At 72.0% G+C, this 26,473-nt stretch carries 25 protein-coding genes; 12 read left to right on the top strand and 13 right to left on the bottom strand.

Features of this window, described 5'->3' with window-relative positions:
- Positions 1 to 99 precede the first annotated feature (99 nt).
- The 5 genes from EV562_RS12485 to EV562_RS12465 all read left to right on the top strand — a co-directional run bounded on the left by EV562_RS12485 (position 100) and on the right by EV562_RS12465 (position 5,140).
- Positions 100 to 876 carry an MHYT domain-containing protein gene (locus EV562_RS12485; protein ID WP_133886846.1) on the top strand — a complete coding sequence of 259 codons (777 nt, stop codon included), beginning with the start codon at positions 100 to 102 and terminating at the stop codon, positions 874 to 876.
- Positions 877 to 938: 62 nt separating this feature from the next.
- Positions 939 to 3,578: a nitrate- and nitrite sensing domain-containing protein gene (locus EV562_RS12480; RefSeq protein ID WP_133886845.1), complete on the top strand. Its 2,640-nt coding sequence runs from the start codon at positions 939 to 941 to the stop codon at positions 3,576 to 3,578.
- The gene (locus tag EV562_RS12475; protein WP_133886844.1) at positions 3,575 to 4,012 is read left to right on the top strand and encodes a roadblock/LC7 domain-containing protein; all 438 of its coding nucleotides are present in this window, start codon (positions 3,575 to 3,577) and stop codon (positions 4,010 to 4,012) included. Before EV562_RS12480 ends, EV562_RS12475 begins: the two co-directional genes overlap by 4 nt.
- Positions 4,013 to 4,030: 18 nt before the next feature.
- The gene (locus EV562_RS12470; RefSeq protein WP_133886843.1) at positions 4,031 to 4,444 is read left to right on the top strand and encodes a DUF742 domain-containing protein; all 414 of its coding nucleotides are present in this window, start codon (positions 4,031 to 4,033) and stop codon (positions 4,442 to 4,444) included.
- Positions 4,445 to 4,507: 63 nt separating this feature from the next.
- Positions 4,508 to 5,140: an ATP/GTP-binding protein gene (locus tag EV562_RS12465; RefSeq protein WP_133886842.1), complete on the top strand. Its 633-nt coding sequence runs from the start codon at positions 4,508 to 4,510 to the stop codon at positions 5,138 to 5,140.
- A 32-nt stretch (positions 5,141 to 5,172) separates the two neighbouring features.
- On the opposite strand, the gene EV562_RS12460 is transcribed toward EV562_RS12465, so the two are convergent.
- Positions 5,173 to 5,601 carry a PPOX class F420-dependent oxidoreductase gene (locus tag EV562_RS12460; protein WP_133886841.1) on the bottom strand — a complete coding sequence of 143 codons (429 nt, stop codon included), beginning with the start codon at positions 5,599 to 5,601 and terminating at the stop codon, positions 5,173 to 5,175.
- 105 nt (positions 5,602 to 5,706) lie between these two features.
- Between EV562_RS12460 and EV562_RS12455 the strand changes: the two genes are divergently transcribed.
- Together EV562_RS12455 and EV562_RS12450 are read left to right on the top strand one after the other, a co-directional pair.
- Entirely contained in the window at positions 5,707 to 6,120 is a 414-nt protein-coding gene (locus EV562_RS12455; protein ID WP_133886840.1) for a roadblock/LC7 domain-containing protein, read from the top strand.
- A gap of 136 nt (positions 6,121 to 6,256) precedes the next feature.
- Entirely contained in the window at positions 6,257 to 7,174 is a 918-nt protein-coding gene (locus EV562_RS12450) for a DUF6397 family protein (protein WP_133886839.1), read from the top strand.
- A 1-nt stretch (position 7,175) separates the two neighbouring features.
- On the opposite strand, the gene EV562_RS12445 is transcribed toward EV562_RS12450, so the two are convergent.
- Together EV562_RS12445 and EV562_RS12440 are read right to left on the bottom strand one after the other, a co-directional pair.
- Positions 7,176 to 8,042 carry an acyl-CoA thioesterase II gene (locus EV562_RS12445; RefSeq protein ID WP_133886838.1) on the bottom strand — a complete coding sequence of 289 codons (867 nt, stop codon included), beginning with the start codon at positions 8,040 to 8,042 and terminating at the stop codon, positions 7,176 to 7,178.
- A gap of 19 nt (positions 8,043 to 8,061) precedes the next feature.
- Positions 8,062 to 10,575: a DEAD/DEAH box helicase gene (locus tag EV562_RS12440; protein ID WP_166661741.1), complete on the bottom strand. Its 2,514-nt coding sequence runs from the start codon at positions 10,573 to 10,575 to the stop codon at positions 8,062 to 8,064.
- 145 nt (positions 10,576 to 10,720) lie between these two features.
- On the opposite strand from EV562_RS12440, the gene EV562_RS12435 reads away from it, so the two are divergent.
- Positions 10,721 to 11,515 carry a metal-dependent hydrolase gene (locus EV562_RS12435; RefSeq protein WP_133886836.1) on the top strand — a complete coding sequence of 265 codons (795 nt, stop codon included), beginning with the start codon at positions 10,721 to 10,723 and terminating at the stop codon, positions 11,513 to 11,515.
- Positions 11,516 to 11,535: 20 nt separating this feature from the next.
- Here the strand turns inward: EV562_RS12435 and EV562_RS12430 are convergent, their stop codons facing one another.
- The 4 genes from EV562_RS12430 to EV562_RS12415 form a co-directional block, all read right to left on the bottom strand.
- Complete coding sequence (locus EV562_RS12430) at positions 11,536 to 11,808, bottom strand: type B 50S ribosomal protein L31 (protein WP_133886835.1); 273 nt, start codon at positions 11,806 to 11,808, stop codon at positions 11,536 to 11,538.
- 63 nt (positions 11,809 to 11,871) lie between these two features.
- Entirely contained in the window at positions 11,872 to 12,342 is a 471-nt protein-coding gene (locus tag EV562_RS12425; RefSeq protein ID WP_133886834.1) for a DUF5709 domain-containing protein, read from the bottom strand.
- Positions 12,343 to 12,854: 512 nt separating this feature from the next.
- Complete coding sequence (locus EV562_RS12420; RefSeq protein ID WP_133886833.1) at positions 12,855 to 14,636, bottom strand: ABC transporter ATP-binding protein; 1,782 nt, start codon at positions 14,634 to 14,636, stop codon at positions 12,855 to 12,857.
- Positions 14,633 to 16,585 carry an ABC transporter ATP-binding protein gene (locus EV562_RS12415; protein WP_133886832.1) on the bottom strand — a complete coding sequence of 651 codons (1,953 nt, stop codon included), beginning with the start codon at positions 16,583 to 16,585 and terminating at the stop codon, positions 14,633 to 14,635. Before EV562_RS12415 ends, EV562_RS12420 begins: the two co-directional genes overlap by 4 nt.
- A 239-nt stretch (positions 16,586 to 16,824) precedes the next feature.
- Here EV562_RS12415 and EV562_RS12410 point away from each other — a divergent pair, with 239 nt between their 5' ends.
- Positions 16,825 to 17,583 carry a hypothetical protein gene (locus EV562_RS12410; RefSeq protein ID WP_133886831.1) on the top strand — a complete coding sequence of 253 codons (759 nt, stop codon included), beginning with the start codon at positions 16,825 to 16,827 and terminating at the stop codon, positions 17,581 to 17,583.
- A gap of 94 nt (positions 17,584 to 17,677) precedes the next feature.
- Here the strand turns inward: EV562_RS12410 and EV562_RS12405 are convergent, their stop codons facing one another.
- Complete coding sequence (locus tag EV562_RS12405) at positions 17,678 to 18,142, bottom strand: MarR family transcriptional regulator (RefSeq protein ID WP_133886830.1); 465 nt, start codon at positions 18,140 to 18,142, stop codon at positions 17,678 to 17,680.
- A 205-nt stretch (positions 18,143 to 18,347) separates the two neighbouring features.
- Here EV562_RS12405 and EV562_RS12400 point away from each other — a divergent pair, with 205 nt between their 5' ends.
- Entirely contained in the window at positions 18,348 to 20,150 is a 1,803-nt protein-coding gene (locus tag EV562_RS12400) for an ABC transporter ATP-binding protein (protein ID WP_133886829.1), read from the top strand.
- 223 nt (positions 20,151 to 20,373) lie between these two features.
- Complete coding sequence (gene mltG, locus EV562_RS12390; RefSeq protein ID WP_166661759.1) at positions 20,374 to 21,177, top strand: endolytic transglycosylase MltG; 804 nt, start codon at positions 20,374 to 20,376, stop codon at positions 21,175 to 21,177.
- Positions 21,178 to 21,189: 12 nt separating this feature from the next.
- On the opposite strand, the gene EV562_RS12385 is transcribed toward mltG, so the two are convergent.
- Positions 21,190 to 22,269: an NAD(P)-binding domain-containing protein gene (locus tag EV562_RS12385; protein WP_133886826.1), complete on the bottom strand. Its 1,080-nt coding sequence runs from the start codon at positions 22,267 to 22,269 to the stop codon at positions 21,190 to 21,192.
- Positions 22,270 to 22,324: 55 nt separating this feature from the next.
- Between EV562_RS12385 and EV562_RS12380 the strand changes: the two genes are divergently transcribed.
- On the top strand, positions 22,325 to 22,747 hold the full coding sequence (locus EV562_RS12380; protein ID WP_133886825.1) for a secondary thiamine-phosphate synthase enzyme YjbQ: 423 nt from the start codon (positions 22,325 to 22,327) through the stop codon (positions 22,745 to 22,747).
- Between the two features lie 29 nt (positions 22,748 to 22,776).
- Here the strand turns inward: EV562_RS12380 and EV562_RS12375 are convergent, their stop codons facing one another.
- The 4 genes from EV562_RS12375 to EV562_RS12360 all read right to left on the bottom strand — a co-directional run bounded on the left by EV562_RS12375 (position 22,777) and on the right by EV562_RS12360 (position 26,363).
- A complete protein-coding gene (locus tag EV562_RS12375) occupies positions 22,777 to 23,100 on the bottom strand; it encodes a putative quinol monooxygenase (RefSeq protein WP_133886824.1) in 324 nt (107 codons plus the stop codon).
- Positions 23,101 to 23,342: 242 nt separating this feature from the next.
- Positions 23,343 to 24,842, bottom strand: a complete 1,500-nt coding sequence (locus tag EV562_RS12370) for a tripartite tricarboxylate transporter permease (RefSeq protein ID WP_133886823.1) — start codon at positions 24,840 to 24,842, stop codon at positions 23,343 to 23,345.
- A 1-nt stretch (position 24,843) separates the two neighbouring features.
- Complete coding sequence (locus EV562_RS12365) at positions 24,844 to 25,380, bottom strand: tripartite tricarboxylate transporter TctB family protein (protein ID WP_133886822.1); 537 nt, start codon at positions 25,378 to 25,380, stop codon at positions 24,844 to 24,846.
- On the bottom strand, positions 25,377 to 26,363 hold the full coding sequence (locus tag EV562_RS12360) for a tripartite tricarboxylate transporter substrate binding protein (RefSeq protein ID WP_166661740.1): 987 nt from the start codon (positions 26,361 to 26,363) through the stop codon (positions 25,377 to 25,379). Before EV562_RS12360 ends, EV562_RS12365 begins: the two co-directional genes overlap by 4 nt.
- Positions 26,364 to 26,473: the final 110 nt, after the last annotated feature.

The raw sequence follows: 26,473 nt of genomic DNA, 5'->3' as shown, positions 1-26,473 counted from the left end.
CGTGACGCGATCGTTCCAGCGCTTCTCGGTGTCAGATAACAACACCTTTCGAAATGCGCCCCCGTGGTGCGCCCGGTCCGGGACTAGCGTCCCGGGGCCATGGGACACCTGGACCACGCCGCCCTCGGCTGGCTGACCCCCGCGCTGTCGTACGCGATGGCCTGTATCGGCGCCGCCCTCGGACTGCGCTGCACCGTGCGCGCCCTGGCCGCCGCCGGGCGCGTCCGCCGCAACTGGCTCCTGACGGCGGCCTCGTCGATCGGCACGGGCATCTGGACCATGCACTTCGTGGCCATGCTCGGCTTCCGCGTGGACGGCACCGACATCCGGTACGACGTGCCGCTCACCCTGGTGAGTCTGCTCGTCGCCGTGCTCGTCGTCTGCGTCGGCGTCTTCGCCGTCGGCTACGGCCGCCACCGTGCGCGAGCCCTCCTGCTCGGTGGTCTCACCACGGGGATCGGCGTGGCGAGCATGCACTATCTCGGCATGGCCGCCATGCGGCTGCACGGCGAGGTGAGCTACGACCCGGTGCGCGTCGCGCTTTCCGTGCTCATAGCCGTCGCAGCCGCCACCGCGGCCCTGTGGGCGGCGCTGAACACCGAATCGCCTCTCGCGGTCGCCCTCGCCTCGCTGATCATGGGAGCGGCGGTGAGCAGCATGCACTACACCGGCATGTTCGCGGTGAGCGTGCGGGTCACGCCCTCGGGGGAGACGCTGCCGGGGGCCACGGCCATGCAGTTCATCTTCCCGCTCGCCGTCGGCCTCGGGTCGTACCTCTTCCTGACGTCGGCCTTCGTCGCGCTGTCGCCGACGGCCGGGGAGCGCGAGGCGTCCGCCTCGGCCCGGCAGCGCCCGGCCGGGAGCACCGCCCCGTGACGACGTCCCAGGGCGGGAGGATCCCGCGACAACGCACCGATCCCGGCCCGAGCGAGGAGGCCATGCGCCCGACCCGTAGCAACTCCGCCCGCACCACGTCCGGATCGGACGGCGCCACGCCGGCGCAGCCGTCCGCACGCGGTCGTCGCGCCCACGCCGGACCACCCGCCGACGAAGGCCCGGCAGAGCTTGCGGGAGAGGGCCCGGCAGGCCGCGGGGGCACGGCGCCCGGTGCACCCACCAGGCGTGCGTGGCCCGGACGGGTGCGCCCCCGCACCGTGCGCGCCAGGATCGTCTGCCTCCTGATGGTGCCCGTCGTGTCCCTGCTGGCCCTGTGGGCTTACGCCACCGTCACCACCGCCCAGGACGTCTCACGGCTGCGGCAGGTGCAACGCGTGGACGCCCGTGTCCGCGCCCCGGTCGGCGCCGCCGTCGCCGCCCTGCAGGCCGAGCGGTCCGCGGCCGTCCGCCACGCCACCGATCCCTCGTCGAGTCCCGCTGCCGACTACCGGGAACGGTCCGCGCGCACCGACCGCGCGGTGGCGGAGTTGCGGCTGGGCGACCGTCACACCGTGGCCGACAGCGAGGAACTGCCGGCCGCGGTGGCCCGACGGCTCGAGGCGTTCGTCACCGGCGCGGAGAGGCTGGGCCCGCTGCGCACCGCCGTACTCGACCACCGCGCGGACTGGGAGGAGGCCTACCGCCGGTACACGGCGGCCATCTCGGCGGCCTTCCCCGTGGGCGGCGCGCTGAGCGGAGTCCAGGCCGCCGATCCGGGATCCGACGCGCGCGTGCTGGTCGAATTCGCCCGCGCGGGCGAGGCACTCGCCCAGGAGGACGCCCTGCTGGCCGGTGCCCGGCTCTCCGGCGGGCTCGCCGGTGAGCGGCTGCGCCTGTTCACCGGAGCCGTCGACACCCGCCGGGCGCTGATCGAGTCCGCCGTCGTGGACCTGCGCGGCGCCGAGCGCGCCGCCTGGCAGCAACTGGCGGACGGCAGCGCGTACACCACGCTGGGCGCCGCGGAGGAGCGGTTGCTCGACGGCGCTTCGCGAGGACAGGCCGTCGAGGCGACGGTGCCCCGCTCCACCTGGGACGGCGCCCACGCGCGCGTGCGGGACGGCATGCGGGCGATCGAGCAGGACGCCGGACGCTCGGCCGCCGACCGGGCCGACCCGTTCACCCGCGGTGTGCTCACCCCGGCCGGGGCCGCGGTCCTGTTCGGCCTCCTCGCCGTCGCCACGTCCCTGGTCATCTCCGTCCGCATCGGCCGTGACCTGGTGGTCGAGCTGGTGAGCCTGCGCAACAGCGCCTTGGAGATCGCCCGGCACAAACTCCCCGAGGCCATGCGCCGACTGCGCGCCGGAGAGGAGATCGACATCCGGTCCGAGGCGCCGCCGCGGCCCCCCGCCGAGGACGAGGCCGGGCAGGTCGCGGAGGCGCTGGGCACCGTGCACCGGGCCGCCCTGCGCGCGGCGGTGGAACGCGCCGAACTCGCCGACGGCATCGCCGGGGTCTTCGTCAACCTCGCCCGCCGCAGCCAGATCCTCGTCCACCGCCAACTGAGCCTGCTGGACAGCATGGAACGCCGCTCCGACGATCCGAACGAACTCGGTGACCTCTTCCGCCTCGACCACCTCACCACCCGCATGCGGCGCCACGCCGAAAGCCTGATCATCCTCTCCGGCGCCGCGCCCGGCCGGGCCTGGCGCATGCCGGTCTCCCTGACCGACGTGGTCCGTGCCGCCGTGTCCGAAGTGGAGGACTACGCGCGGGTGGAGGTTCGACACCTTCCCGAGGCGCACGTCACCGGCGCGGCCGTCGCCGACGTCATCCACCTCCTGGCCGAGATCATCGAGAACGCCGCCCAGTTCTCACCACCCCACACGCGCGTGCGCGTCACCGGCGAACCCGTCGGCAACGGCTACGCGATCGAGGTCGAGGACCGCGGACTCGGCATGGGCAAGGACACCCTCGCCGAGGCCAACCACCGCATCGCCCGCTCCGAGACGCTCGACCTGTTCGACAGCGACCGGCTCGGCCTGTTCGTCGTCAGCCGGCTGGCCGCCCGGCAGGACATCAGGGTGCATCTCAAGGCATCCCCCTACGGCGGCACCACCGCCGTCGTCCTGCTGCCCACCGGCCTCCTGCACGGCGAGACGGTGGCGAGTCCTGGCGCGGCGGCACACGAGGCGGCCGGGGCCCAGGAACAGCCGTACACGCGCGTGACCGTCGCCACCGGGTGGCAGGAGCCGGTTCCCGCTCCGGTCGACCGGCCCGCGCTGACATCCGCCGTACCGGCGGCGACGCCCGCCACCGCGCCGGAGCCGGGTCGGCCTCCGGGCGCGCCCGCGCTGCCACTGCACCGACCGTCCGACACTCCCGAGCCCCGCGACGCCACCAGCCGTCCCGGCGCCGACGACGATCCCGCGAAGAGCGACGACCCTCGAGCGCCGCGACCGGCGGGGGAGTCCGGCGAGCTTCCCCGGCGGGTACGGCAGGCCAGCCTCGCCCCCCAACTGCGCGAAGCCGGTCCCGTGGAACCGGCCCCGCCCGGCCGGCCGCATGAGGACGAGGAACGCACCCCCGAAGCCGTACGGGACCGCATGACCGCCTACCGCGACGGGTGGTCGCGAGGCGGCGGCCGTCACCCCGGCCGAACGGCCCCGCCGGCCGGCCACAGCACCGAAGGAGACCCCGCATGATCCACAATCCCGGCACGGGCACCACCCGCCGGACCCGCGAACTCGACTGGCTGCTGGACGACCTCGTCGGGCTGGTGCACGAGGTACGGCACGCCGTGGTGCTGTCGAACGACGGCCTCGCCGTGGGCGCGTCGAACGGACTCGGCCGCGAAGACGCCGAACACCTCGCCGCCGTCGCCTCCGGTTTCCACAGCCTGGCCAAGGGAGCGGGGCGGCACTTCGGCGCGGGCGGTGTGCGCCAGACCATGGTCGAGATGGACGACGGCTTCCTGTTCGTGGCCGCCGCGGGAGACGGCTCCTGCATCGCTGTCCTCACCGCCGTGACCGCCGACATCGGACTGGTGGCCTACGAGATGGCACGGCTGGTCAGACGCGTCGGCGAACACCTGCGCACCGCACCGCGTGCTGCCGTGCGCCCGCCCTTCGGCGGATGACCCGGAAGGGCCTCACGGATGACCGAGGACTGCACGGGAGCGGGCCGGGAAGAGCCGGGCAGCCAGTGGTACGACCACGAGGCCGGGCCCCTCGTCCGCCCCTACGCGATGACCGGCGGCCGCACCCGGCCCGGCCCCGCCGGAGTGCGGTTCGATCTGATCGCCCTCGTCACGCGCGCCGTCGGCGCACCGGACGCCGACGACGGCACGCTGGGACCGGAACACCGGACACTGATCGACCTGTGCCGGACGGAAACCCAGTCGGTCGCCGAACTCGCCGCCGACGCCGACCTGCCCGTGGGCGTCGTCCGAGTGCTCCTCGGGGACCTGGTGGAGCTGGGGTCCGTCACCGTCAGCCGTCCCGTGCCGCCGGCGCAGTTGCCCGACGAACGGATCCTGCGCGAAGTGATCGACGGACTGCGCGCCCTGTAGAGAACCCGTAAGACCGTGACCGGCACGCATGTGCACGACCACCCGCAGCGAGAGAAGTGATCGATGCCCTCCGAACGCTCCGAACGCTCCGAACGCTCCGAACGTTCCGACGCCTCCGACGACGACACGAGCGCGCTGGCGCTGAAGATCCTGGTCGCCGGAGGGTTCGGCGTGGGCAAGACCACCTTGGTGGGCGCGGTCAGCGAGATCCGACCGCTGCGCACGGAGGAACTGCTCAGCGAGGCCGGGCGGCTGGTGGACGACACCGACGGCATCGACCGCAAGGTCACCACGACCGTCGCCATGGACTTCGGCCGCATCACCATCAGGTCCGGTCTCTCCCTGTACCTCTTCGGCACGCCGGGACAGGACCGGTTCTGGTTCCTCTGGGACGAACTGGCGCAGGGCGCGCTGGGCGCCGTCGTCCTCGCGGACACCCGCCGCCTGGCGGACTGCTTTCCCGCGGTCGACTACTTCGAGCACCGGCACATCCCGTTCGTGGTGGCCGTGAACTGTTTCACGGGCGCACGCCGGCACGACACCGACAGCGTCCTGCGCGCCCTCGACCTCGATCCGGGAACTCCCGTCGTGCTGTGTGACGCCCGGGACCGGAACTCGGGGAAGGAGGTGCTCATCCGGCTCGTCGAGTACGCCGGGCGGATGCACACCGCCCGGCTCCTCGACTCCGTGCGATGACCGCGACCGCGGCCGGGGCAGGCGCCCCGGTCCTAGTCCGCCACCGACTTCTGGGCCAGCACCTTGTCCACGGTGACACGGACGAGGAGTTCGCCCGGGACACCGTTGCGTGCCCCGAACTCCTCGGCGCGCTCCTCACCCATGTACCGGGCGCCGATACGGGCGGCCCAGTGCCTCAGCTCGCCCGGGTCCTCCGAGATCCGCGCACGCCCTTGCAACACGACGAAGTCGAAGGGCGGCCGGTCGTCGTCCACGCACAGCGCGACACGACCGTCACGGACCAGATTGCGCCCCTTCACGGTGTCCTTGCCGGTGTTGAACACCAGGTCGTCCCCGTCCAGCAGGAACCAGATGGGCGCCACGTGCGGGCTGCCGTCGGCCCGAACGGTCGAGAGCTTCCCGGTGCGGGTTCCGTCCGAGACGAAGGCCCGCCATTCCTCATCGGTCATCTTCTGTGCCATGGCCCCATCCTCCTTGCCCGGAGCACGGGCGTGGGGAAGGCTGGCGGACGGGTCCCCCGGCCAGGGGGAGGCTACACGTACGGGGAGACACGGGGAGATCGGACCATGGTGCACAACCAGGGACTCGGCTGGCTGCTTGACGACCTGACCGCGCGCGTCGAACACGTACGGCACGCGTTGGTCCTGTCCAACGACGGACTGGTGACCGGAGCGAGTACGGGTCTGCGACGCGAGGACGCCGAGCACCTCGCCGCCGTCTCGTCCGGGTTGCACAGCCTCGCCAAGGGTTCGGGCCGCCACTTCGGCGCCGGCCAGGTACGGCAGACGATGGTCGAGTTCGACGACGCCGTGCTGTTCGTCACCGCAGCGGGCTCGGGCAGCTGCCTGTGCGTGCTCAGCGGAGCGGAGGCCGACATCGGACAGATCGCGTACGAGATGACACTGCTGGTGAACCGGGTGGGCGAGCATCTCGACGTCGATGCGCGGCAGCCGGGACGAATAACACCCACAGAGCTCTGAGCTGGGGATTCGTCGCTCCGTCGGACGCCGCCGCAGAGTTTTCCACAGGGCTGGAACGGACAACGCGGACACGGCTACGGTTTTCGTGTCAGGGGGTGCGAACGGCACCTGCCACGCTCCACGGGGGAGACGAACCATGTCCGGCAGCACCGTCACGCACAAGACCACCGCGGCCTCCGAGCGGGCCGGGACGACCCGCGACCACCCCTCACTCGCGCCGACGCGCGCGGCGCGGGAACTGGGCCTCAGGCGGGATGAGTTCAACCTCGCCGTGCTCCTCGGCCGAATCCGTACGATGCCCGGCGACGGAGGAGGCGGACGGCGCGTCCCCCGCGACGAGATCGACCGGATCCGGGCGGCGGACGGCTTTCCCGAGCGGCTCCGGGCCGAGGTCAGGACCGTCGGGACCACGGAGGGCGCGGCCCTCATGGAGGTGACCGGAGCGCGGCTCACTCGTCTGGCACGGCTGGGGCTCGTGGTGCCCGTCAAGTTCTACGTGAACCGGTACCGCACCGTCGTCTGGCTGTATCTGGCCGAGGAGCTGAGCCAGTTCAAGCACGACGAGCGGAACGCCGCGCTGCTGAAGGGCCGTGCGCCCGAAGGGCTGCGGGACCAACTGAGGGAAGGGCTGGACCTGCGTCCTCGGAACTGGCGGGGAAGGCAGCTGGGCTTCCTGCTCCGCCAGGCCGACGACCCGTGGGCCCGGGCCGCGGCCGTGGCCTCGCTGCTCGACGCCGACGACGTCTCGGACGTCGTCGACGACCCCCACGAGCGCCTCCATCTGCTCGGGCTGCGCCCCACACCGGCGGCCCACGGCTCACCGGCGTCCCCGGCCGCACGGCTGGCCGAGGAGATCACGACGGCCTCCGGCCCGGACGAGATCGCGTGGCTCCGCTCGGACCTCGCGGAGGCGGTGGAATCGGCCCGCCGGCAGAGCCCCGTCCCCCGCCCGCATTCGATGCCGCCCGAGGCGGAGCGGCCGACGCCACGTGAAACGGCCCGCCCGGGACGGCTGAGCGGCCTGTTGGACCGGCTCCGGCGCAGAGACTCCTGACCTACAGGGCCCGGAACAGCCCCTCCTGGACGACCGACACCAGCATGCGTCCTTCCCTGTCGTAGATCCGTCCGCGGGCCAGACCGCGCCCGCCGGTCGCGATCGGGGACTCCTGGTCGTACAGGAACCACTCGTCCGCCCGGAACGGCCGGTGGAACCACATGGCGTGGTCCAGCGACGCCATGTCGAAGCCCCGGGGCCCCCACAGCGGCTCCACCGGGATGCGCACCGCGTCCAGGAGCGTCATGTCGCTGGCGTAGGTCAGGGCGCAGGTGTGCACGAGCGGATCGTCGCCCAGCGGGCCGACCGCGCGCATCCACACCGCGCTGCGGGGTTCGGACCCCTCTACCTCGTCGGCGCTCCAGCGCAGCCGGTCGACGTAGCGGATGTCGAAGGGCTGGCGGCGGGCCATCCGCTCCAACTGCTCCGGCAGCGCACCCAGGTGCTCGCGCACCTCTTCGGTGACCGTCGGCAGCGACTCCGGATCCGGAACGTTGCGGGCCGGCGGCAACTGATGCTCGAAACTCCCCTGCTCAGGCTTGTGGAAGGAGGCGGTGAGCGTGAAGATCGTGCGGCCCTGCTGCACCGCGGTGACCCGGCGGGTGGTGAACGACCGCCCGTCCCGGTCCCGTTCGACCTGGTACACGATCGGCACGCCGGGGCGGCCGGGACGCAGGAAGTACGCGTGCAGGGAGTGGACCGGGCGGTCGCCGTCGGTGGTGCGGCCCGCGGCGACCAGCGCCTGGCCGGCCACCTGGCCGCCGAAGACACGCTGCAGCGACTCCTCGGGGCTGCGGCCACGGAAGATGTTGACCTCGATCCGCTCCAGGTCGAGCAGGTCGACGAGGCTCTCGGCCGGATTCGTCATGGGTGAAGTTCTCCTGTGCTCACAGCTGGCCGACATCGGTGACACGGACGACCGCACGGCCCTCCGCGTCGGAGGCGGTGAGATCGACCTCCGCACTGATGCCCCAGTCGTGGTCGTCGTTCGGGTCGTCGAAGATCTGCCGCACGCGCCACAGCCCGTTCTGCGGCTCCTCCTCGATGACCAGCAGCTTCGGCCCGCGGGCGTCGGGCCCGGTGCCGAGGTCGTCGTACTCGTCCCAGTACTTGTCCAGGGCCTCGCCCCACGCGTCGGCGTCCCACCCCGCGTCGGCGTCCATCTCACCCAGCTCACCGACCTGGTCGAGGGCGGCGAGTTCGACACGGCGGAACATGGCGTTGCGGACCAGGACCCGGAAGGCGCGCGCGTTGGCGGTGACCGGCCGTACCTGATCGGCCTTCTCCTGGGCCTCCTCGGCCGTCATCTCCTCCGGATTGGCGAGCTGCTCCCACTCGTCGAGGAGACTGGAGTCGACCTGGCGCACCATCTCACCGAGCCACTCGATCAGGTCCTGCAGGTCCTCGGACTTCAGGTCGTCCGGGACGGTGTGGTCGAGGGCCTTGTAGGCGCTCGCCAGGTAGCGCAGCACGATGCCCTCGGTGCGGGCCAGTTCGTAATGGGAGACCAGTTCCGTGAAGGTCAGCGCCCGCTCGTACATGTCCCGGATGACCGACTTCGGGGACAGCGGGTGGTCACCGACCCAGGGGTGGCTCCTGCGGTACGTGTCGTAGGCGTGGAAGAGCAGCTCCTCCAGGGGCTTCGGGTACGTGACGTCCTGGAGGCGCTCCATGCGCTCCTCGTACTCGACGCCGTCCGCCTTCATCGCGGCCACGGCCTCGCCGCGGGCCTTGTTCTGCTGGGCCGCGAGGATCTGCCGCGGATCGTCCAGCGTGGACTCCACGACCGACACCATGTCCAGCGCGTACGACGGCGACTCCGGATCCAGCAGTTCGAAGGCGGCCAGGGCGAACGTGGACAGCGGCTGGTTCAGCGCGAAGTCCTGCTGCAGGTCCACCGTGAGCCGCACGATGCGCCCCTCGGCGTCCGGCTGGTCGAGCTTCTCCACGATGCCGCCGTCCAGCAGCGAGCGGTAGATCGCGATCGCGCGCCGGATGTGCCGCAGTTGCTGCCTGCGCGGCTCGTGGTTGTCCTCCAGCAGGTGCCGCATCGCGGAGAAGGCGTCACCGGGACGGGCGATCACCGACAGCAGCATGGTGTGCGTGACCCTGAAGCGGGACGTCAGCGGCTCCGGATCGGAGCCGATGAGCTTGTCGAACGTGCTCTCCGACCAGGCCACGAAGCCCTCGGGAGCCTTCTTCCGGACGACCTTGCGCCGCTTCTTCGGATCGTCACCGGCCTTGGCGAGCGCCTTCTCGTTCTCGACGACGTGCTCGGGCGCCTGGGCGACCACGAACCCCTCCGTGTCGAACCCGGCGCGCCCGGCCCGGCCGGCGATCTGGTGGAACTCCCGCGCCCGCAGCGTCCGGACCCGGGTGCCGTCGTACTTGGTCAGCGCGGTGAACAGCACCGTCCGGATCGGTACGTTGACGCCCACTCCCAGCGTGTCCGTCCCGCAGATCACCTTCAGGAGACCCGCCTGTGCGAGCTTCTCCACCAGCCGCCGGTACTTGGGCAGCATGCCGGCGTGGTGCACCCCGATGCCGTGCCGCACGTAGCGGGAGAGATTGCGGCCGAACTTCGTGGTGAAACGGAAGTTGCCGATCAATTCGGCGATCCGCTCCTTCTCCTCACGCGTGCACATGTTGATGCTCATCAGCGCCTGCGCCCGTTCCACGGCCTGCGCCTGGGTGAAGTGCACGATGTACACGGGCGCCTGCCGGGCCGCCAGCAGATCGGTGAGGGTCTCGGTGAGCGGGGTGTAGCGGAACTCGTAGGACAGGGGCACCGGACGGGTGGCCGAGCGGACCACCGCGGTGGGGCGGCCGGTACGGCGCGCGAGGTCCTTCTCGAAGAAGGAGACGTCGCCGAGCGTCGCCGACATCAGCACGAACTGGGCCTGCGGCAGCTCCAGCAGGGGAATCTGCCAGGCCCAGCCGCGGTCGGACTCCGCGTAGAAGTGGAACTCGTCCATGACGACCTGGCCGATGTCCGCGTGCTTGCCGTCACGCAGGGCGATGGACGCCAGCACCTCGGCCGTGCAGCAGATGACGGGGGCGTCGGAGTTCACGGAGGCGTCGCCGGTCAGCATGCCCACGTTCTCGGTGCCGAAGATCTTGCACAGCTCGAAGAACTTCTCCGACACCAGCGCCTTGATCGGAGCCGTGTAGAAGGTGACCTCGTCCCGGGCCAGCGCCGCGAAGTGGGCACCCGCCGCGATCATGCTCTTGCCCGAGCCGGTGGGCGTCGACACGATCACGTTCGCACCGGAGACCACCTCGATCAGCGCCTCCTCCTGATGGGGGTAGAGCGTGAGACCGCGTTCCCGGGCCCACGCCTCGAAGGCTTCGTACAGGGCATCGGGGTCGGCGGTCCGCGGCAGCTGATCGATGAGGGTCACGCCCCCATCTTGCCTGCCCGGGGGCGCAAGGAGGGAATCGGCTGTCGGCGGCAAGATCACGAACGCTACGCTGGGTCGCCGGTGCGACAACCAGGGACCCGGACAACTGCACAGCGGCACACGAGGAATGGGGCGGGCAACGGCGATGATGGGACCAGCACACTCACTGTCGGGCGCCGCGGCGTGGCTCGGCGTCGGGGCGGCGACCGCCGCCGCCGGTCACCCGATGCCCTGGCCGGTGCTGCTCGCCGGAGCCCTGATCTGCGCCGGGGCGGCGCTGGCCCCCGACCTCGACCACAAGGCGGCCACCATCTCCCGGTCCTTCGGGCCGGTCTCACGGTGGTTGTGCGAGATCGTCGACAAGCTGTCCTACGCCGTCTACAAGGCCACGAAGAAGCGGGCCGACCCGCGTCGCTCCGGCGGACACCGCACGCTGACACACACCTGGCTGTGGGCGGTCGTGATCGGCGCGGGCACGTCGGCCCTGGCCATCACGGGTGGCCGCTGGGCGGTGCTGGCGATCCTCTTCGTGCACATGGTGCTGGCCATCGAGGGCCTGCTCTGGCGGGCCGCCCGCGGCTCCAGCAGCGACGTGCTGGTCTGGCTGCTGGCCGGGACCAGCGCGTGGATCATCGCCGACATCCTCGACAAGACGGACGGCGGAGCGGACTGGCTGTTCACGGCGCCCGGCCAGGAGTACCTGTGGCTTGGGCTGCCGATCGTGCTCGGGGCCCTGGTACACGACATCGGGGACGCGCTGACCGTCTCGGGCTGCCCGATACTCTGGCCGATACCGGTGGGCCGCAAGCGCTGGTATCCCATCGGTCCGCCGAAGGTCATGCGGTTCCGGGCGGGCAGCTGGGTGGAGCTCAAGGTGCTGATGCCCGTGTTCATGCTGCTCGGGGGAGTGGGCGGCGCGGCGGCGCTCAACTTCATCTGAGCGACGCCGGCCCGGCCGGCTCAGCCGGCTTCCCCGGTCTCCTGTCCTTCGCCCGCACCGTAGCGCCGCTCGAAACGGGCGACGCGCCCCTCCGAGTCCACCGTCCGCGCCTTGCCCGTGTAGAAGGGGTGGCTCTCCGAGGAGATCTCCACGTCCACCACCGGGTACGTCTCGCCGTCGTCCCAGGCGATGGTCTCGTCGCTGACCGCCGTGGACCGGGTCAGGAAGGCGTATCCGGCACTGCGGTCCCGGAAGACGACAGGCCGGTAGTCGGGGTGCTTGTCCTGCTGCATGGCTGCTCCTCGTGCGGGAGGGATCGTCGGGGCGACGGCACGGGTCCGCCATCGCGGGGGGCCTCAGCCCGGCAGGGAGTCCTCGTCGACCACGTGCATCGCGGCCTCTTCGGCGGAGGCGGCCGCGCCGTCGATACCCACGTCCATGGCGACCAGGGCCGGCTCCTCGTCCTCGTGCGCGCCTTCGTCGGGGGCCACGAGCCGACCGGAACGGCCCGCGCCGACCTCGTTGTCCAGCAGTTCCCCGTCGGTCCCGTCGGAGTCGCCCAGCCCGTCGCCGTCGGGTGCGAGCTCGTCCGGACGCTCCTCGGCGAGTCGCTGGTCCAGCGTTTCGCCGCGCTGACGTTCGGCGGCCGTCACCCCGGTGTGCTCCACCGCCCAGGGACGCTCGGGCGGGGACCAGCCCCGGTCGAGGGGATCGTCGACGCCGTCCTCCTCCAGGGTGTCCTCGCCGTCGAGCAGACCGGTGTCCTCCCGCTGCTCGGATCCGTCCGGCTGGTAGACGTCATCTCCCCATCCGTCGACGCTGTTCACGGATACCTCCAGGGAATGGGGACCGGCCCCTTCTCGCCGTGGACCGCGGCGGGCCGCCGCTGCACGGAGCACAGGCCTCACCCGTCACGGAACCACCCGGTTCCCGGGCCTGCCTCGAGCCGGTGCCTCCTTCCAGCCTTCCACTCCCGTTCGGGAGCGCGCAACGGCACGGCACCCGCCCGGGTACCCGGCAGGCACGTCCTCCCGGCACCACCGCCTACCGGCGGGACCAGGGCAGCCGGGCGCCGGCCCGGAAACCGGACCGGCCGCCACCTGCCCAGCCCGGCCAGCACCTGCCCGGCCCGGTCCCGGCCGCTTCCGGCTGGTGCCCGACCGTCACAGCCCCGGTCCCGGCCGTCTCCGGCCCGGTCCCGCCTGCCTCCGGCCGGTGTGCGACCGCCACCGGCCCGTGCCCAGGTGTCCGTGCCGCGTACCGTCCCGGTCCGTCACCGCACCCCGTCCCGGCACCGGGCGCCGTCCGTGCCGTCCCTCCCTCGGCGGGTCTGACCCGGCTACCCGTGCCAGGACCGCCACAGTGCCGCGTACGCGCCGTCCGCCGCGACCAGCTCGTCGTGACTGCCCAGCTCACTGATCCGGCCGTTCTCGACCACGGCGATGACGTCCGCGTCGTGGGCGGTGTGCAGCCGATGGGCGATCGCGATCACCGTGCGACCGTCCAGGACCCGGGCCAGGGACCGTTCGAGATGGCGCGCCGCTCGCGGGTCGAGCAGGGACGTCGCCTCGTCCAGCACCAGGGTGTGCGGGTCGGCCAGCACCAGGCGGGCCAGCGCGATCTGCTGGGCCTGCGCCGGAGTGAGCGCGAAGCCGCCGGAGCCGACCTCGGTGTCCAGTCCCTCATCCAGCGCACGGGACCAGTCGTCCGCGTCGACCGCGCCCAGCGCCGCCCACAGCTCGGCGTCGGTGGCGCCGGCCTCGGCGAGACGGAGGTTGTCGCGCAGGGAGCCCACGAAGACGTGGTGCTCCTGGTTGACGAGGGCGACGTGCGAGCGGACCCGCTCCGCGGACATCCGGGAGAGTTCCGCGCCGCCCAGGGTGATCCGGCCCTCGCGGGGACCGTAGATCCCCGCGAGCAGCCTGCCGAGGGTGGATTTCCCGGCGCCCGACGGACCGACCAGGGCGAGCCTCGTGCCGGGGGCGACCTCCAGCGACACCTTGCGCAGGACGTCCACGCCCTCGAGGTAGCCGAAATGCACCTCGTCGGCGTGCACGTGGCGTCCGTCGGGGGCCAGGGACGAGTCACCGGCGTCCGGCTCGATGTCCCGTACGCCCACCAGCCGGGCCAGGGAGACCTGGGCCACCTGCAGCTCGTCGTACCAGCGCAGGATCAGGCCGACCGGGTCGACGAGCATCTGCGCGATCAGGGCCGCCGTGGTCAGCTGACCGACCCCGATCCAGCCCTGGAGGACGAAGACACCGCCGATGAGCAGGACGGAGGCGAGCACGGTCACATGGGTGACGTTGATGACGGGGAAGAGCACCGACCGCAGCCACAGGGTGTAGCGCTCCCAGGCCGTCCACTCGCTGATCCGGCGCTCCGAAAGTTCGATGCGGCGGGTGTCGAGACGGTGGGACTCGACGGTGCGCCCGGCGTCCACCGTCTCGGCGAGCGCGGCGGCCACCGCGGCGTACCCGGCGGCCTCCGAGCGGTAGGCGGCGGGGGCCCTGCGGAAGTACCAGCGGCAGCCGATCACCAGCAGCGGTACCGCGATCAGTACCGCGGGCGCCAGCGGTGGCGCCGTGACCACCAGCCCGGCGAGCAGCAGCACCACCCACACGGTGCCGATCGCGAGCTGGGGCACGGCCTCACGCATGGCGTTGGCGAGCCGGTCGATGTCGGTGGTGATCCTGGAGAGCAGGTCGCCCGTGCCGGCCCGCTCCAGCACGCCGGGCGGCAATCCGACCGACCGCACGAGGAAGTCCTCGCGCAGGTCCGCCAGCATCCGCTCGCCGAGCATGGCCCCCCGCAGCCGCACCTCGCGCACGAAGACGGCCTGGACGACCAGGGCGAGCAGGAAGAGCGTGGCGGTGAGACCGAGACGCAGCTCCCGGGTGTCGTCCGACACCCGTTCCACGAGCCCGCCCAGCAGGTAGGGGCCCGCCATCGAGGCGATCACGGCGACGGTGTTGACGGTGACGAGGAAGAGGAACGCCCGGCGGTGCCGACGCAGCAGTTCTCCCACGTACGCGCGTACGGTCGGGCGGGAGCCCACGGGCAGGGTGGTGGCCGTCGTGGGAGCCGCCGGGTCGTAGGACGGGGGCGCGACGCCGATCATGCCGTTTCCTCGATCTCTTCCAGTCGGTGCAGTACGTCGTCTTCGCGTCGGTGCAGTACGTCGTCTTCGCGCAGGGCGTCGTCGCTGAGGGCGCCGTCGCGACCGCCGTCGCGTTCGTCGTAGCGTCCGCCGTCACGTTCGTCGCCTCGGCCGTCGTCGGCCTCGGTCCGGGCCGGCTTGCGGCCGGCCGGTACGGCGTCCGGGCGTGCCGCGGTCTCCTCGTCGGTCTCGCGGGTCACCACCGCCCGGTACCGGGGCTCGGTGTGCAGCAGCTCCCGGTGGGTACCGACCGCCGCGACCTCGCCGTCGTGCAGGAACACGATCCGGTCCGCGCGGTCCAGGAGCAGCGGGGACGAGGTGAGGACGACCGTGGTGCGTCCCGCACGCAGGGCCCGAACGCCTTCCGCGATCCGTGCCTCCGTGTGCGAGTCCACGGCCGAGGTCGGTTCGTCCAGGACCAGCGCCTCCGGGTCGGTGATCAGGGACCGGGCCAGCGCCAGCCGCTGGCGCTGGCCGCCCGAAAGCGACCGGCCGCGTTCGGTGATCCGGGCGTCCATCGGGTCGTCGGCGCCGAGCGAACCCTGCGTGAGCGCCGTCAGGACGTCACCGCACTGGGCGGCGTTCAGCGCGTCGTCGGCGCCGACGGCGCCGGAGGCGGGCACGTCCAGCAGTTCGCGGAGCGTGCCGGAGAGCAGAACCGGGTCCTTGTCCTGGACCAGAACCGCGGTGCGAGCGGTCTTCAGGGGCAGCTCGTCCAGCGGCACGCCGCCCAGCAGCACCGACGTGCCCTTCTCCGAGGGGTGGCCGCCGAGCCGCTCGGCCAGCCGCCCGGCGGCGTCCGGGTCGCCGCACACCACGGCGGTGAACCGGCCTGCCGGGGCGAGCAGACCGGTGGCAGGGTCGTACAGATCCCCGGCAGGGGTCTCGGCGGCGCGTGAACCCGCGGTGTCCGTGGTGCGCTCCAGGGACAGCACCCGGGCCGCCCGGCCGGCCGAAGGACGGGAGAAGGAGTACGCCATGGCGATCTCCTCGAAGTGCCGCAGGGGGTAGGTGAGGATCATGACCGAGCTGTAGACGGTGACGAGTTCGCCGACGTCGATGCGGCCCTCGCGGGCCAGGTGGACGCCGTGCCAGACCACCGCGATCAGCAGCAGCCCCGGCAGCAGCACCTGGATGGCGGAGATCAGGGACCACATGCGGGCGCTGCGCACGGCCGCGTGGCGCACCTCCTGGGAGGCGTCGCGGTAGCGGTCGAGGAAGAGTTCCTCACCACCGATGCCGCGCAGCACGCGCAGTCCGGCGACGGTGTCCGAGGCGAGTTCGGTGGCGCGGCCGGCCTTGTCCCGCTGGACGTCGGCCCGCCGGGTGGCGCGCGGCAGCAGCGGCAGGACCGCCAGGGCAAGCACCGGCAGGCCGACGACCACGACGATGCCGAGCGCCGGCTGGTAGACGACCAGCGCCACGCAGACCAGCACGATGGTGAGCGCGGCCGCGGTGAAGCGGGAGACGGCCTCCACGAACCAGCCGATCTTCTCGACGTCACCGGTGGACACGGCCACGACCTCGCCGGCGGCGACGCGCCGGGTCAGCGCCGAGCCCAGCAGCGCGGTCTTGCGGGCCAGGAGTTGCTGGACGCGAGCAGCCGCGGTGATCCAGTTGGTGACGGCGGTGCGGTGCAGGAAGGTGTCGCCGATCGCGTTGCCGGCGCAGCACAGCGCCATGACGCCGCCCGCGACGGCGAGCCGGGCGCCGGAGCGGTCGACGACCGCCTGGACGGCGAGACCGATGCAGAACGGCAGAGCGGAGACGGAGGCGAAGTGCAGCAGGCCCCAGGCCAGTGACTTGAGTTGGCCGCCGAGCTGGTTGCGGAACAGCCACCACAGGAATCGGGGGCCCGTGCGTGCGTCGGGCACGCCCGGGTCAGGGTACGGAAGGTCTTGGATCTGCATGACGTCCCAGTGGCTCGTGTCAGGGGGTGCCGTCGCTACGCGGCATCAGGAGGCTGCAAACCGTGAAAGGTTCGCGTCGCCGGGCGCCCAAAATCAAGCGGTTTTCCGGGGTAGGGCCGGGAATCGGGCCGCGATTCCCCACATGCGCGTGGTGCGCGGCGCGCCACCCGTCCCACCCGAGGTGCCCCTTCCCGCCACCGTCCTGACGGCATGCCCGGGACGAGTGCGACCATGGACGGATGGCGAGTGGTGGAGTACGGCGTACGGCGGTCGTGGCAGCGGCCCTTGGCTCTTTGCTGACGGTGTCGGCGCTGTCCGCCTGCGGCGGCCCGTCCGGCTCCGGCGCGGACTCCGCGGCGAGCGCGCCCCCCGCCGGCGCGGGCCGCGGCAGCGCGACGGCCGACCCGAAGACCGTCCCAGGCGTCGGCGACCGGCTCCAGCGGCGTATCCCAACCGACTCGCGCCAGGTCGTCGCGGTGTACGGCGACGGCGTGGACTCCGCCGACTCCACGGCCGTGCTGTACACGAAGCGGGGCTCCGGCTGGCACCGTTCCCGCAGTTGGGCGGCGCACAACGGCACCAAGGGCTGGACGACCGACCACCACGAGAACGACAAGCGCAGTCCCGTCGGGGTGTTCACGCTCAGCGACGCGGGCGGCGTGCTCCCGGACCCGGATCCGGCCCCCGGCACCGGGCTGCCGTACAGCAGGTCGGCGAGCTTCGCGGCACCGCGCTGGTGGGCGAAGTCGTACTGGCACGACTTCGACTACGTCATCGCCATCGACTACAACCGCGTCAAGGGAACCCCGCCCAACGATCCGACGCGCCCCGAGGGCTCGTCCAAGGGCGGTTCGATCTGGCTCCACATGGACCACGGCAGCGGTACGTCGGCCTGCGTCAGTCTGCCCAAGCCGGCGATGGAGTACCTGCTGCGCACCCTCGACCCGGACCTGCACCCGGTGGTGGTCATGGGGGACAGGGCCAATCTGAAGGCCTGAGCAGGAAGCCTTCCGAACCCGAACCCGAACCCGAACGCGGAGCCGGCCCCGAACGCGGAGCCGGCCCAGGAGCCGGTCGTTCCCCGGACCCGGATCAGGACGTGTGGCGGTGGCCCCCGTCGCTGTCGGGACCGTCGACCAGTGTGTCCAGCAGCCCACCCAGCACCGCGCGCTGCTCGTCCGTCAGCGGGGCGAGGATCTCCTCGGCGGCGGACCGGCGCGCCGCGCGCAGTTCCCCCAGGGCCGCGCGTCCGTCGTCGGTCAGCTCGATGCGGATGACGCGGCGGTTGGCCGGGTCCGGGACGCGGCGCACCTTCCCGGCCGCCTCCAGACCGTCGACCAGTGTCGTCACCGCCCTGGGCACGACCTCGAGGCGCTCGGCGAGGTCGGCCATGCGCGGGGGCGAGCCCCAGTGCGCCAGCGTGCGCAGCAGCCGGGACTGCGCCGGGGTGATACCGAGGTCGCGGTGCTCGAGGTGGCGCTTCTGGATGCGGTGCACCCGGCGGGTGAGCCGCAGCAGCTGCTCGGCGAGCAGGCCGTCGGGATCGGGGGCGATCATGCGGGAACAATATCAGGATGGCGTTCATTGTGAGTATAGGTAACAATGACTGTCGATCCGTAATTCTCGATCCGTAATTCTCGATCCGTGATTTCTGATCCGTAATCCACGATCCGTGGGGACCACGCGCGCCCGCGGCGGTACCGCGAGGTCTGTCGTCCGGAGGGCTGCGCGCGCCCGTCCCTCGCCGTCTCCTAAGGAGCCCATGCGCCCCGATCGCGAATCCGCCTGGACCGCGCCTGCCGACGCCAAGGAACAGCCCCGGCAGGTGCGTCGCATCCTCACGCTGTTCCGGCCCTACCGCGGCCGTCTCGCGGTCGTCGGCCTGCTGGTCGGCGCCGCGTCCCTGGTGTCGGTCGCGACGCCCTTCCTGCTCAGGGAGATCCTCGACGTCGCGATCCCGGAGGGGCGCACCGGTCTGCTGAGCCTGCTCGCCCTCGGCATGATCTTCGGTGCGGTCCTGACCAGCGTCTTCGGCGTGCTGCAGACGCTCATCTCCACGACCGTGGGCCAGCGCGTCATGCACGACCTGCGCACCGCCGTCTACGGCCGGCTCCAGCAGATGTCCCTCGCCTTCTTCACCCGCACCCGCACCGGCGAGGTCCAGTCCCGCATCGCCAACGACATCGGCGGCATGCAGGCCACCGTCACCTCCACGGCGACCTCCCTGGTCTCCAACCTCACCAGCGTGGTGGCCACGATCGTCGCCATGGTCGTCCTCGACTGGCGCCTCACCGTCGTCTCCCTGCTCCTGCTTCCGGTGTTCGTGTGGATCAGCCGCCGCGTGGGCAGGGAGCGCAGGAAGATCACCACCCGGCGGCAGAAGCAGATGGCCGCGATGGCCGCCACGGTCACCGAGTCGCTCTCCGTCAGCGGCATCCTGCTCGGCCGCACCATGGGGCGGTCCGACTCGCTCACCCGCGCCTTCGCGGAGGAGTCGGAGAGTCTGGTCGACCTGGAGGTGAGGTCGAACATGGCGGGCCGCTGGCGGATGGCCGTCATCACGATCGTCATGGCCGCCATGCCGGCCGTCATCTACTGGACCGCCGGCATCGCCCTGCAGCTCGGTGGGCCGGATGTGTCGCTCGGTACGATCGTCGCCTTCGTCTCACTCCAGCAGGGACTGTTCCGGCCGACGGTGAGCCTGCTGTCGACCGGTGTCCAGATCCAGACCTCGCTCGCGCTCTTCCAGCGCATCTTCGAGTACCTCGACCTGCCGATCGACATCACCGAACGGCGGGACCCCGTCCACCTCGACCACATCAAGGGCGAGATCCGCTTCGAGCACGTCGAGTTCGGCTACGGCGGCAAGGGCGGCCCGGTGCTCGACGGCATCGACATCACGGTCCCCGCCGGCAGCAGCCTCGCCGTCGTCGGCCCCACCGGCGCCGGCAAGTCCACCCTCGGCCACCTGGTGCCGCGGTTGTACGACGTGACGGGCGGCCGGGTCACCCTCGACGGGGTCGACGTGCGCGACCTCGACTTCGACACCCTTGCCCGCGCGGTCGGCGTCGTGTCGCAGGAGACGTACCTCTTCCACGCCTCCGTCGCCGAGAACCTGCGTTTCGCCAAGCCGGACGCCACCGATGCGGAGCTGGAGGCGGCGGCGCGGGCGGCCCAGATCCACGACCACATCGCCGCCCTGCCCGAGGGCTACGACACCGTGGTGGGCGAGCGCGGCCACCGCTTCTCCGGCGGTGAGAAGCAGCGCCTGGCCATTGCCCGCACCATCCTGCGCGACCCGCCCGTCCTCGTCCTGGACGAGGCCACCAGCGCCCTGGACACCCGTACCGAGGCCGCCGTGCAGGGCGCCATCGACGCTCTGTCCGCCAACCGCACCACGATCACCATCGCCCACCGCCTCTCCACCGTCCGGGGTGCCGACCGGATCGTGGTCCTCGACTCCGGACGCCTGGCCGAACAGGGCACGCACGAGGCGCTGCTGGCACAGGACGGGAGGTACGCCGCGCTGGTCCGCAGGGACGCCCGACTGGAGCCGACGAAATGACGATATGCCGGGTTTGCGTGCATATGGGGGTTACCGTGCCCGCATGCAGATGAACACGCCGCCGCGGAACGCGAGAAGCGCGAGAAGCGCGAGAGGTGCCGGGAGCGCCAGGAGCGCCGGAGGTCACGGCAGCCCGAGGAATCCCGGAGGCCCTGGGGGCCCTGGAGGCCTCAGAGGTCCCAGCAGCCCAAGGAGGACGATCCGGCTCACGCGCCGGGGCCGTATCGCCCTGATCGCGATCGGCGCCGTGGTGGCCGGTACCGCCGTCGCGGTGCCGCTGCTGACGACGGACGAGGAGGGCGAGTCCCGTCCCACGTCCCTGACGATCCCGGAGGGCCGGCGCGCCACGGAGGTCTACGAAGCCGTCGACAAGGCCCTCGCCCTGCCCGCGGGCACCACCAAGAAGTCCCTGGCCAAGGCCGGCCTCAAGCTGCCGAACGACGCCGAGGGCAACCCCGAGGGCTACCTCTTCCCGGCGACCTACCCGCTGGGCGGGAACCCGACCCCGGAGAAGCTGCTGACGGCCATGGTCGACACGGCGAACAAGAGGTTCACCGGCGCGCCGGTCGCCGCGGGCGCCCAGCGCAACGCGCTGAACGTCTACCAGGCGGTCACCATCGCCAGCATCGTGCAGGAGGAGGCCGCCGACGAGGAGGACATGGGCAAGGTGGCCCGGGTGATCTTCAACCGGCTGGAACGCGGGATGCCGCTGCAGATGGACTCCACCATCAACTACGCCCTGGGCCGTTCGACGCTGAAGACCACCACCCAGGACACGAAGATCGACAGCCCGTACAACTCGTACCAGCGCATGGGGCTGCCGCCGACCCCCATCGCCAATCCCGGCGACGAGGCGATGAGTGCCGCGATCAACCCGACACCGGGGGACTGGCTGTACTTCGTCACGGTCAAGCCGGGTGACACCCGCTTCACCGCCGACTATGCCGAGCACCAGCGCAACGTGGCCGAGTTCAACCGCCTCCAGGCGAGCGCCGGGAGGAAGGGCGGGGCCGAGGCGGCCGAGTGACCCGTCGGGGCGTCACGCGGCGACCGGCTCGCCCCCGGCCAGCAGCCGCCTGATGTCCCGCACGGCCGCGCGGCCCGCCCGGTTGGCGCCGACGGTGCTGGCCGAGGGGCCGTAACCGACGAGATGGATCCGGGGATCGGCGACCGCGCGCGTCCCCTCGACCCGGACACCGCCGCCCGCCTCCCGCAGCCGCAGCGGCCTCAGGTGGTGGAGGGCGGCCCGGAACCCGGTCGCCCACAGGATCACGTCCGCCGTCACCCGCCGCCCGCCGCTCCACTCCACGCCCTCGGGAGTGATCCGGTCGAACATCGGCTGCCGGTCCAGCACTCCCGACGCCAGTCCGGCCCGGATCGCGTCGTTGAGCGGCAGTCCGGTCACCGAGACGACGCTCTTCGGTGGCAGCCCCTGCCGCACCCGTTCCTCCACGAGGGCCACCGCCGCCCGGCCCGCTCCCTCGTCGAAGGGCCCCTCGCGGAAGACGGGCGGCCTCCTGGTCACCCAGGTGGTGGCCGCCGCGAACGGAGCGATCTCCAGCAGGTGCTGCGTCCCGGAGGCGCCGCCGCCCACCACGATCACGCGCCGCCCGGCGAACTCCTCGGGCCCCGCGTACTGGGCGGTGTGCAGCTGCCGTCCCCGGAAGGTCTCCTGCCCGGGGTAGCGCGGCCAGAAGGGCCGGTCCCACGTGCCGGTCGCGTTGATCAGGGCGCGTGTCGCCCACGACCCGGCCGACGTCTCGACGAGCAGGCGCCCGTCCGCCCCCTCACGCACGGCACGCACGTCGACGGGGCGCCGCACCCGCAGGTCGAAGGTCCGCTCGTACGCGGCGAAGTACCCGCTGATCACCTCGGCGGACGGCCGCGCCGGATCCGCACCGGTCAGCTCCATGCCCGGCAGGGCGTGCATGCCGTGCACCCTGCCGTACGTCAGGGACGGCCAGCGGAACTGCCAGGCGCCGCCGGGCCCGGGGGAGTGGTCGAGCACCACGAAGTCGCGCTCCGGCTCGAAACCCGTGCGCCGGAGGTGATAGGCGGCGGCGAGTCCGGCCTGACCGGCCCCGATGACGACGACGTCGACCTCGCGCATGTTGTTCACGCTTCTACCAACGGTGCCGGAGGCCGCGATCTTCCCCCGGTGTCAGGATGGGGGCATGCCAGATGCCTTCACCACCCGAGTCCTGAACCTCGCCACCGGCGCGGCGGAGCGGGTCGCCGACATCACCGGCGACTGCGAGTCCTTCCTGCGCGAGGCGGCGTCCGGCCGCGACGGCCTGCTCAACGTGTTCGTCCCGCACGCCACCGCCGGGATCGCGATCATCGAGACCGGCGCCGGCAGCGACGACGACCTGCTCTCCGCCCTGCACACCCTGCTCCCGGCCGACGACCGCTGGCAGCACCGCCACGGGAGCCCCGGCCACGGCCGCGACCACGTCCTGCCGGCCTTCGTACCGCCGCACGCGACACTGCCGGTGATCGGCGGCCGCCTGGAACTCGGGACCTGGCAGTCGGTGTGCCTGGTGGACACCAACAAGGACAACCCCGACCGCCGGGTCCGGCTGAGCTTCCTCGGCTGACGGGGCGCTCTCCACGGGGGCGGGAGGCCCTACTCCACCGCCATCTCGCCCAGCTCCGACCAGTCCTCCTGGTCGACCGTCGCGTTCACGATGCGCGGGGTACGGGCCAGGTGCCGCGGCAGCTTCTCCCGCGCGGCGCGGAAGTGCGCGGATCCGACGTGCGCGGCGCCCGCCTCGTCGTCGCGGAACGCCTCGACCAGCACGTACTCCGTGGGGTCGTCGACGCTGCGCGACCAGTCGAACCAGAGACAGCCGGGTTCCGCCCGGGTGGCCCGGGTGAACTCACCGGCGATCTCCGGCCACCGGTCCGCGTGCTCGGGGAGTACCTGGAACTTCGCCGTGATGAAGATCATGGGGTCGGTTCCCTTTCTGGGGTCTCAGGGGGCGGGGACCGGAAGGGGGGGCCCGCGGACGGCGGGGCCCGGCAGCGGTCGGCCCGCCCGGGTCGAGGGGGCTGCGGACGAGGTTACCGACGAAGCCGGCGCCGGTCCCGGCGCCGGGCCGCCGCTCGACGGCCCGGTACGGGGTCGGCGTACCGGGCCGCACGCAGACCTTCCCGGGAGCGGGGCACGCTGCCGGGCCGGGTGAGCGCGGGTCAGGCGTTCGCCCGCTTCCGGCCACGCACCACCAGCCGCTTCACCAGCGGCCAGGCGAGCAGCAGCACGATCACGCCGTACACCGTCACCGAGAACGGCGTGTCGACCAGGCCCGACACGCTGCCGTCGCTGATCTGCAGGGCGCGGCGCAACTGCTGCTCGGCGTTCGGGCCGAGGATGACGCCGATCACGGCGGGCAGGACGGGCAGCCCGTAGCGCCGCATGCCGAAGCCGATGAGGCCGATGACGAGCAGGATCACCAGGTCGACCACCTCACCGCCGACCGCGTACGCGCCGACCGCCGCGAAGAACATGATCCCCGCGTACAGGTACGGGCGCGGGATCCGCAGCAGCTTGGCCCACACAGGAGCGAGCGGCAGGTTCAGGGCGAGCAGCAGCACCATGCCGACGAAGAGCGAGGCGATCAGACCCCACACCAGCTCGGGCTCGCGTTCGAAGAGCAGCGGTCCCGGCTGGATGCCGTACTGCTGGAAGGCGGCCAGCATGACCGCCGCGACCGCGGTGGTCGGCAGGCCCAGGGTCAGCATCGACACCAGCGTGCCCGCCGCCGAGGCCGACGCCGCCGACTCGGGGCCCGCCACCCCCTCGATGGCGCCCTTGCCCCACTCGTCCTTGTGCTTGGACAGCCGCTTCTCCGTGACGTACGAGAGGAAGGTCGGGATCTCCGCGCCGCCCGCCGGGATCGCGCCGAACGGGAAGCCGATGAACGGACCGCGCAGCCAGGACTTCCAGGTGCGCCTGACGTCGTCGCGGCCGAGCCAGGGGCGGCCCACCGGAATGGGCTCGGCCCCGCCGCGCCGCAGGTGCGCCGCCACCCACAGCGCCTCGCCGATCGCGAACAGACCGACCGCCACGATCACCACGTCCACACCGTCGGCGAGTTGCAGCGAACCGAAGGTCAGCCGCTGCTGGCCGGTCATCTGGTCGAGCCCCACCAGGCCGATGGTCAGACCGATCAGCAGCGAGGCCAGACCCCTGACGCGCGACGAACCCAGCACCGACGTCACGGCGATGAACGCCAGCACCATGATGGCGAAGTAGTCCGGAGCGCCGATGTCCACCGCCAGGTCGGCGACCGTGGGCGCCAGCGCGACCAGCAGGATCGTGCCGATCATGCCGCCCGCGAAGTGACCGATGGCCGCGGCGGCCAGCGCCTGCGCGCCGCGTCCCGCCTTCGCCATGGGGTTGCCCTCCATGGCCGCGACCACGGCGGCGCTCTCACCGGGGGTGTTGAGCAGGATGGAGGTGGTCGAACCGCCGAACATGGCGCCGTAATAAATGCCCGCGAACATGATGAACGCGGCGACCGGGTCAAGCCCGTACGTCACCGGCAGCAGCAGCGCCACCGCCATCGCGGGTCCGATGCCGGGCAGCACACCGATGGCCGTGCCCAGCAGCACGCCGAGGGCGGCCCACAGCAGGTTGAGCGGGGTGAGCGCCGTGCCGAACCCGTCCATGAGGGAGTTGAGGGCGTTCATGTCAGAGCACTCCCATCAGCGGACCGCCGGGCAGGGGCACGCCGAGCAGCTTGTCGAAGACGACGTAGGTGATCAGGGACAGCACCGCGGCGATCAGCGGATCGCGGTCCAGGCGGCGGCTGCCGAGGGCGAAGGCCGCACCCCAGAAGAGCAGCGCCCCCGCCACGGGGAAGCCGGCCGGCTCGATCAGGGCGGCGGCGCCGAGGAATATCCCGGACAGCAGCAGCACCGTGCGCCAGTCGGCCGGTTCGGACAGGTCGACGTCCTCGCCGCCCTCCGCCTCGCCCCGGCCGCCGCGCAGCACGTCCACGGCGAGCAGCGCCGCGATCACCAGCAGACCGATGCCGACCACGACCGGCACCGTCCTGGGGCCGACCGGGCCGCGCTGGGTGATGTCGACGTCCATGGTGAGCGCGTCGGTCAGCACGAGCACGCCGAGCGCCAGCAGCAGGACGCACACGCCGAGTTCGGAGTGCTCGCGCAGCCACGAGCCCCGGCCGGCGGCCCTCTCCTCGGGAACGTCGGTCGGCGTCGTCACAGTCCCAGCTCCTTCAGCACCGACACCACGCGCTCGTCCTGGGCGTCCAGGAAGTCGCCGAACTCCTCACCGGTCAGGAAGGCGTCGTCCCAGCCGTTCTGGTCCATGGACTTCTTCCACTCGGGCGAGTCGTGCAGTTCCTCGAACAGGCGGGTCAGCTTGGTGCGCTGCGCCTCGGACAGACCGGGCGGGGCGACGACGCCGCGCCAGTTGGTGAAGTTCACGTCGTAGCCCGACTCCTTGAGCGTGGGCACGTCCTGGAGGTCGTCCACCCGCTCGGGGCCGGTCACCGCGAGCACCCTCAGCTCACCCGCCTTGATCTGGTCCAGGTACTCGCCCACGCCGGAGACCCCGAAGCCGACCTTGTCGCCGAGGATCGAGGCGAGCAGCTCGCCGCCGCCGTCGAAGGGGATGTAGTTGACCGCCTTCGGGGAGATCCCGGCGGCCTGCGCCATCAGCATCGGCGCGAGGTGGTCGGGCCCGCCCGGAGACGAACCACCGCCCACGGGGATCTTGCCCGGGTCCTTCTTCCAGGCGTCGATCAGCTCGTCGATCGTCTTGTACGGCGAGTCCTTGGCGACCACGACGACGTCCTGCTCCTCGGTGAGACGCGCGATCGGCGTGGCGTCGGCGAGGGTCTTGGGCGCGTGGTTGGAGCGGGCGGCGCCCACGACACCGAGGCCCATGGACATGGCGAGCTTGCCGTTGCCGTGCTCGCTCACCAGGCGGCTCAGGCCCACGGTGCCGCCCGCGCCGGGCAGGTTGAACACCTCGATGCCGTGGGTGAGTCCGGCGTCCTCGGCGTTCTTCGCGGCCGTGCGGGCGGTGATGTCGTAGCCGCCGCCGGGCGTGTTGGGAACCATGAAGCGCAGGCCCGGGATGCGGGTGCCGGAGTCGGAGTCGTCGCCGGAGGAGAGCAACGGCGGCCCCGCCAGCACGAGCACGGCGGCTCCGAGCAGCGCGAGGGGGGTGCGCAGGCGCACGTATGACACCACCTGTCGGTCGGGTAGATCGGTACGGGGAAGCCCTGTGGGGAGGGTGACGTGGGCCACATGGTGCCCGGACGCCTGCCTCGTGTCTTCCTTCCGGAACC

The organism is Streptomyces sp. BK208, from assembly GCF_004364245.1.
Classification (GTDB): domain Bacteria; phylum Actinomycetota; class Actinomycetes; order Streptomycetales; family Streptomycetaceae; genus Streptomyces.
The sequence above is the reverse complement of the archived record's forward strand: the minus strand, read 5'-3'. Positions and strand labels throughout refer to the sequence as shown.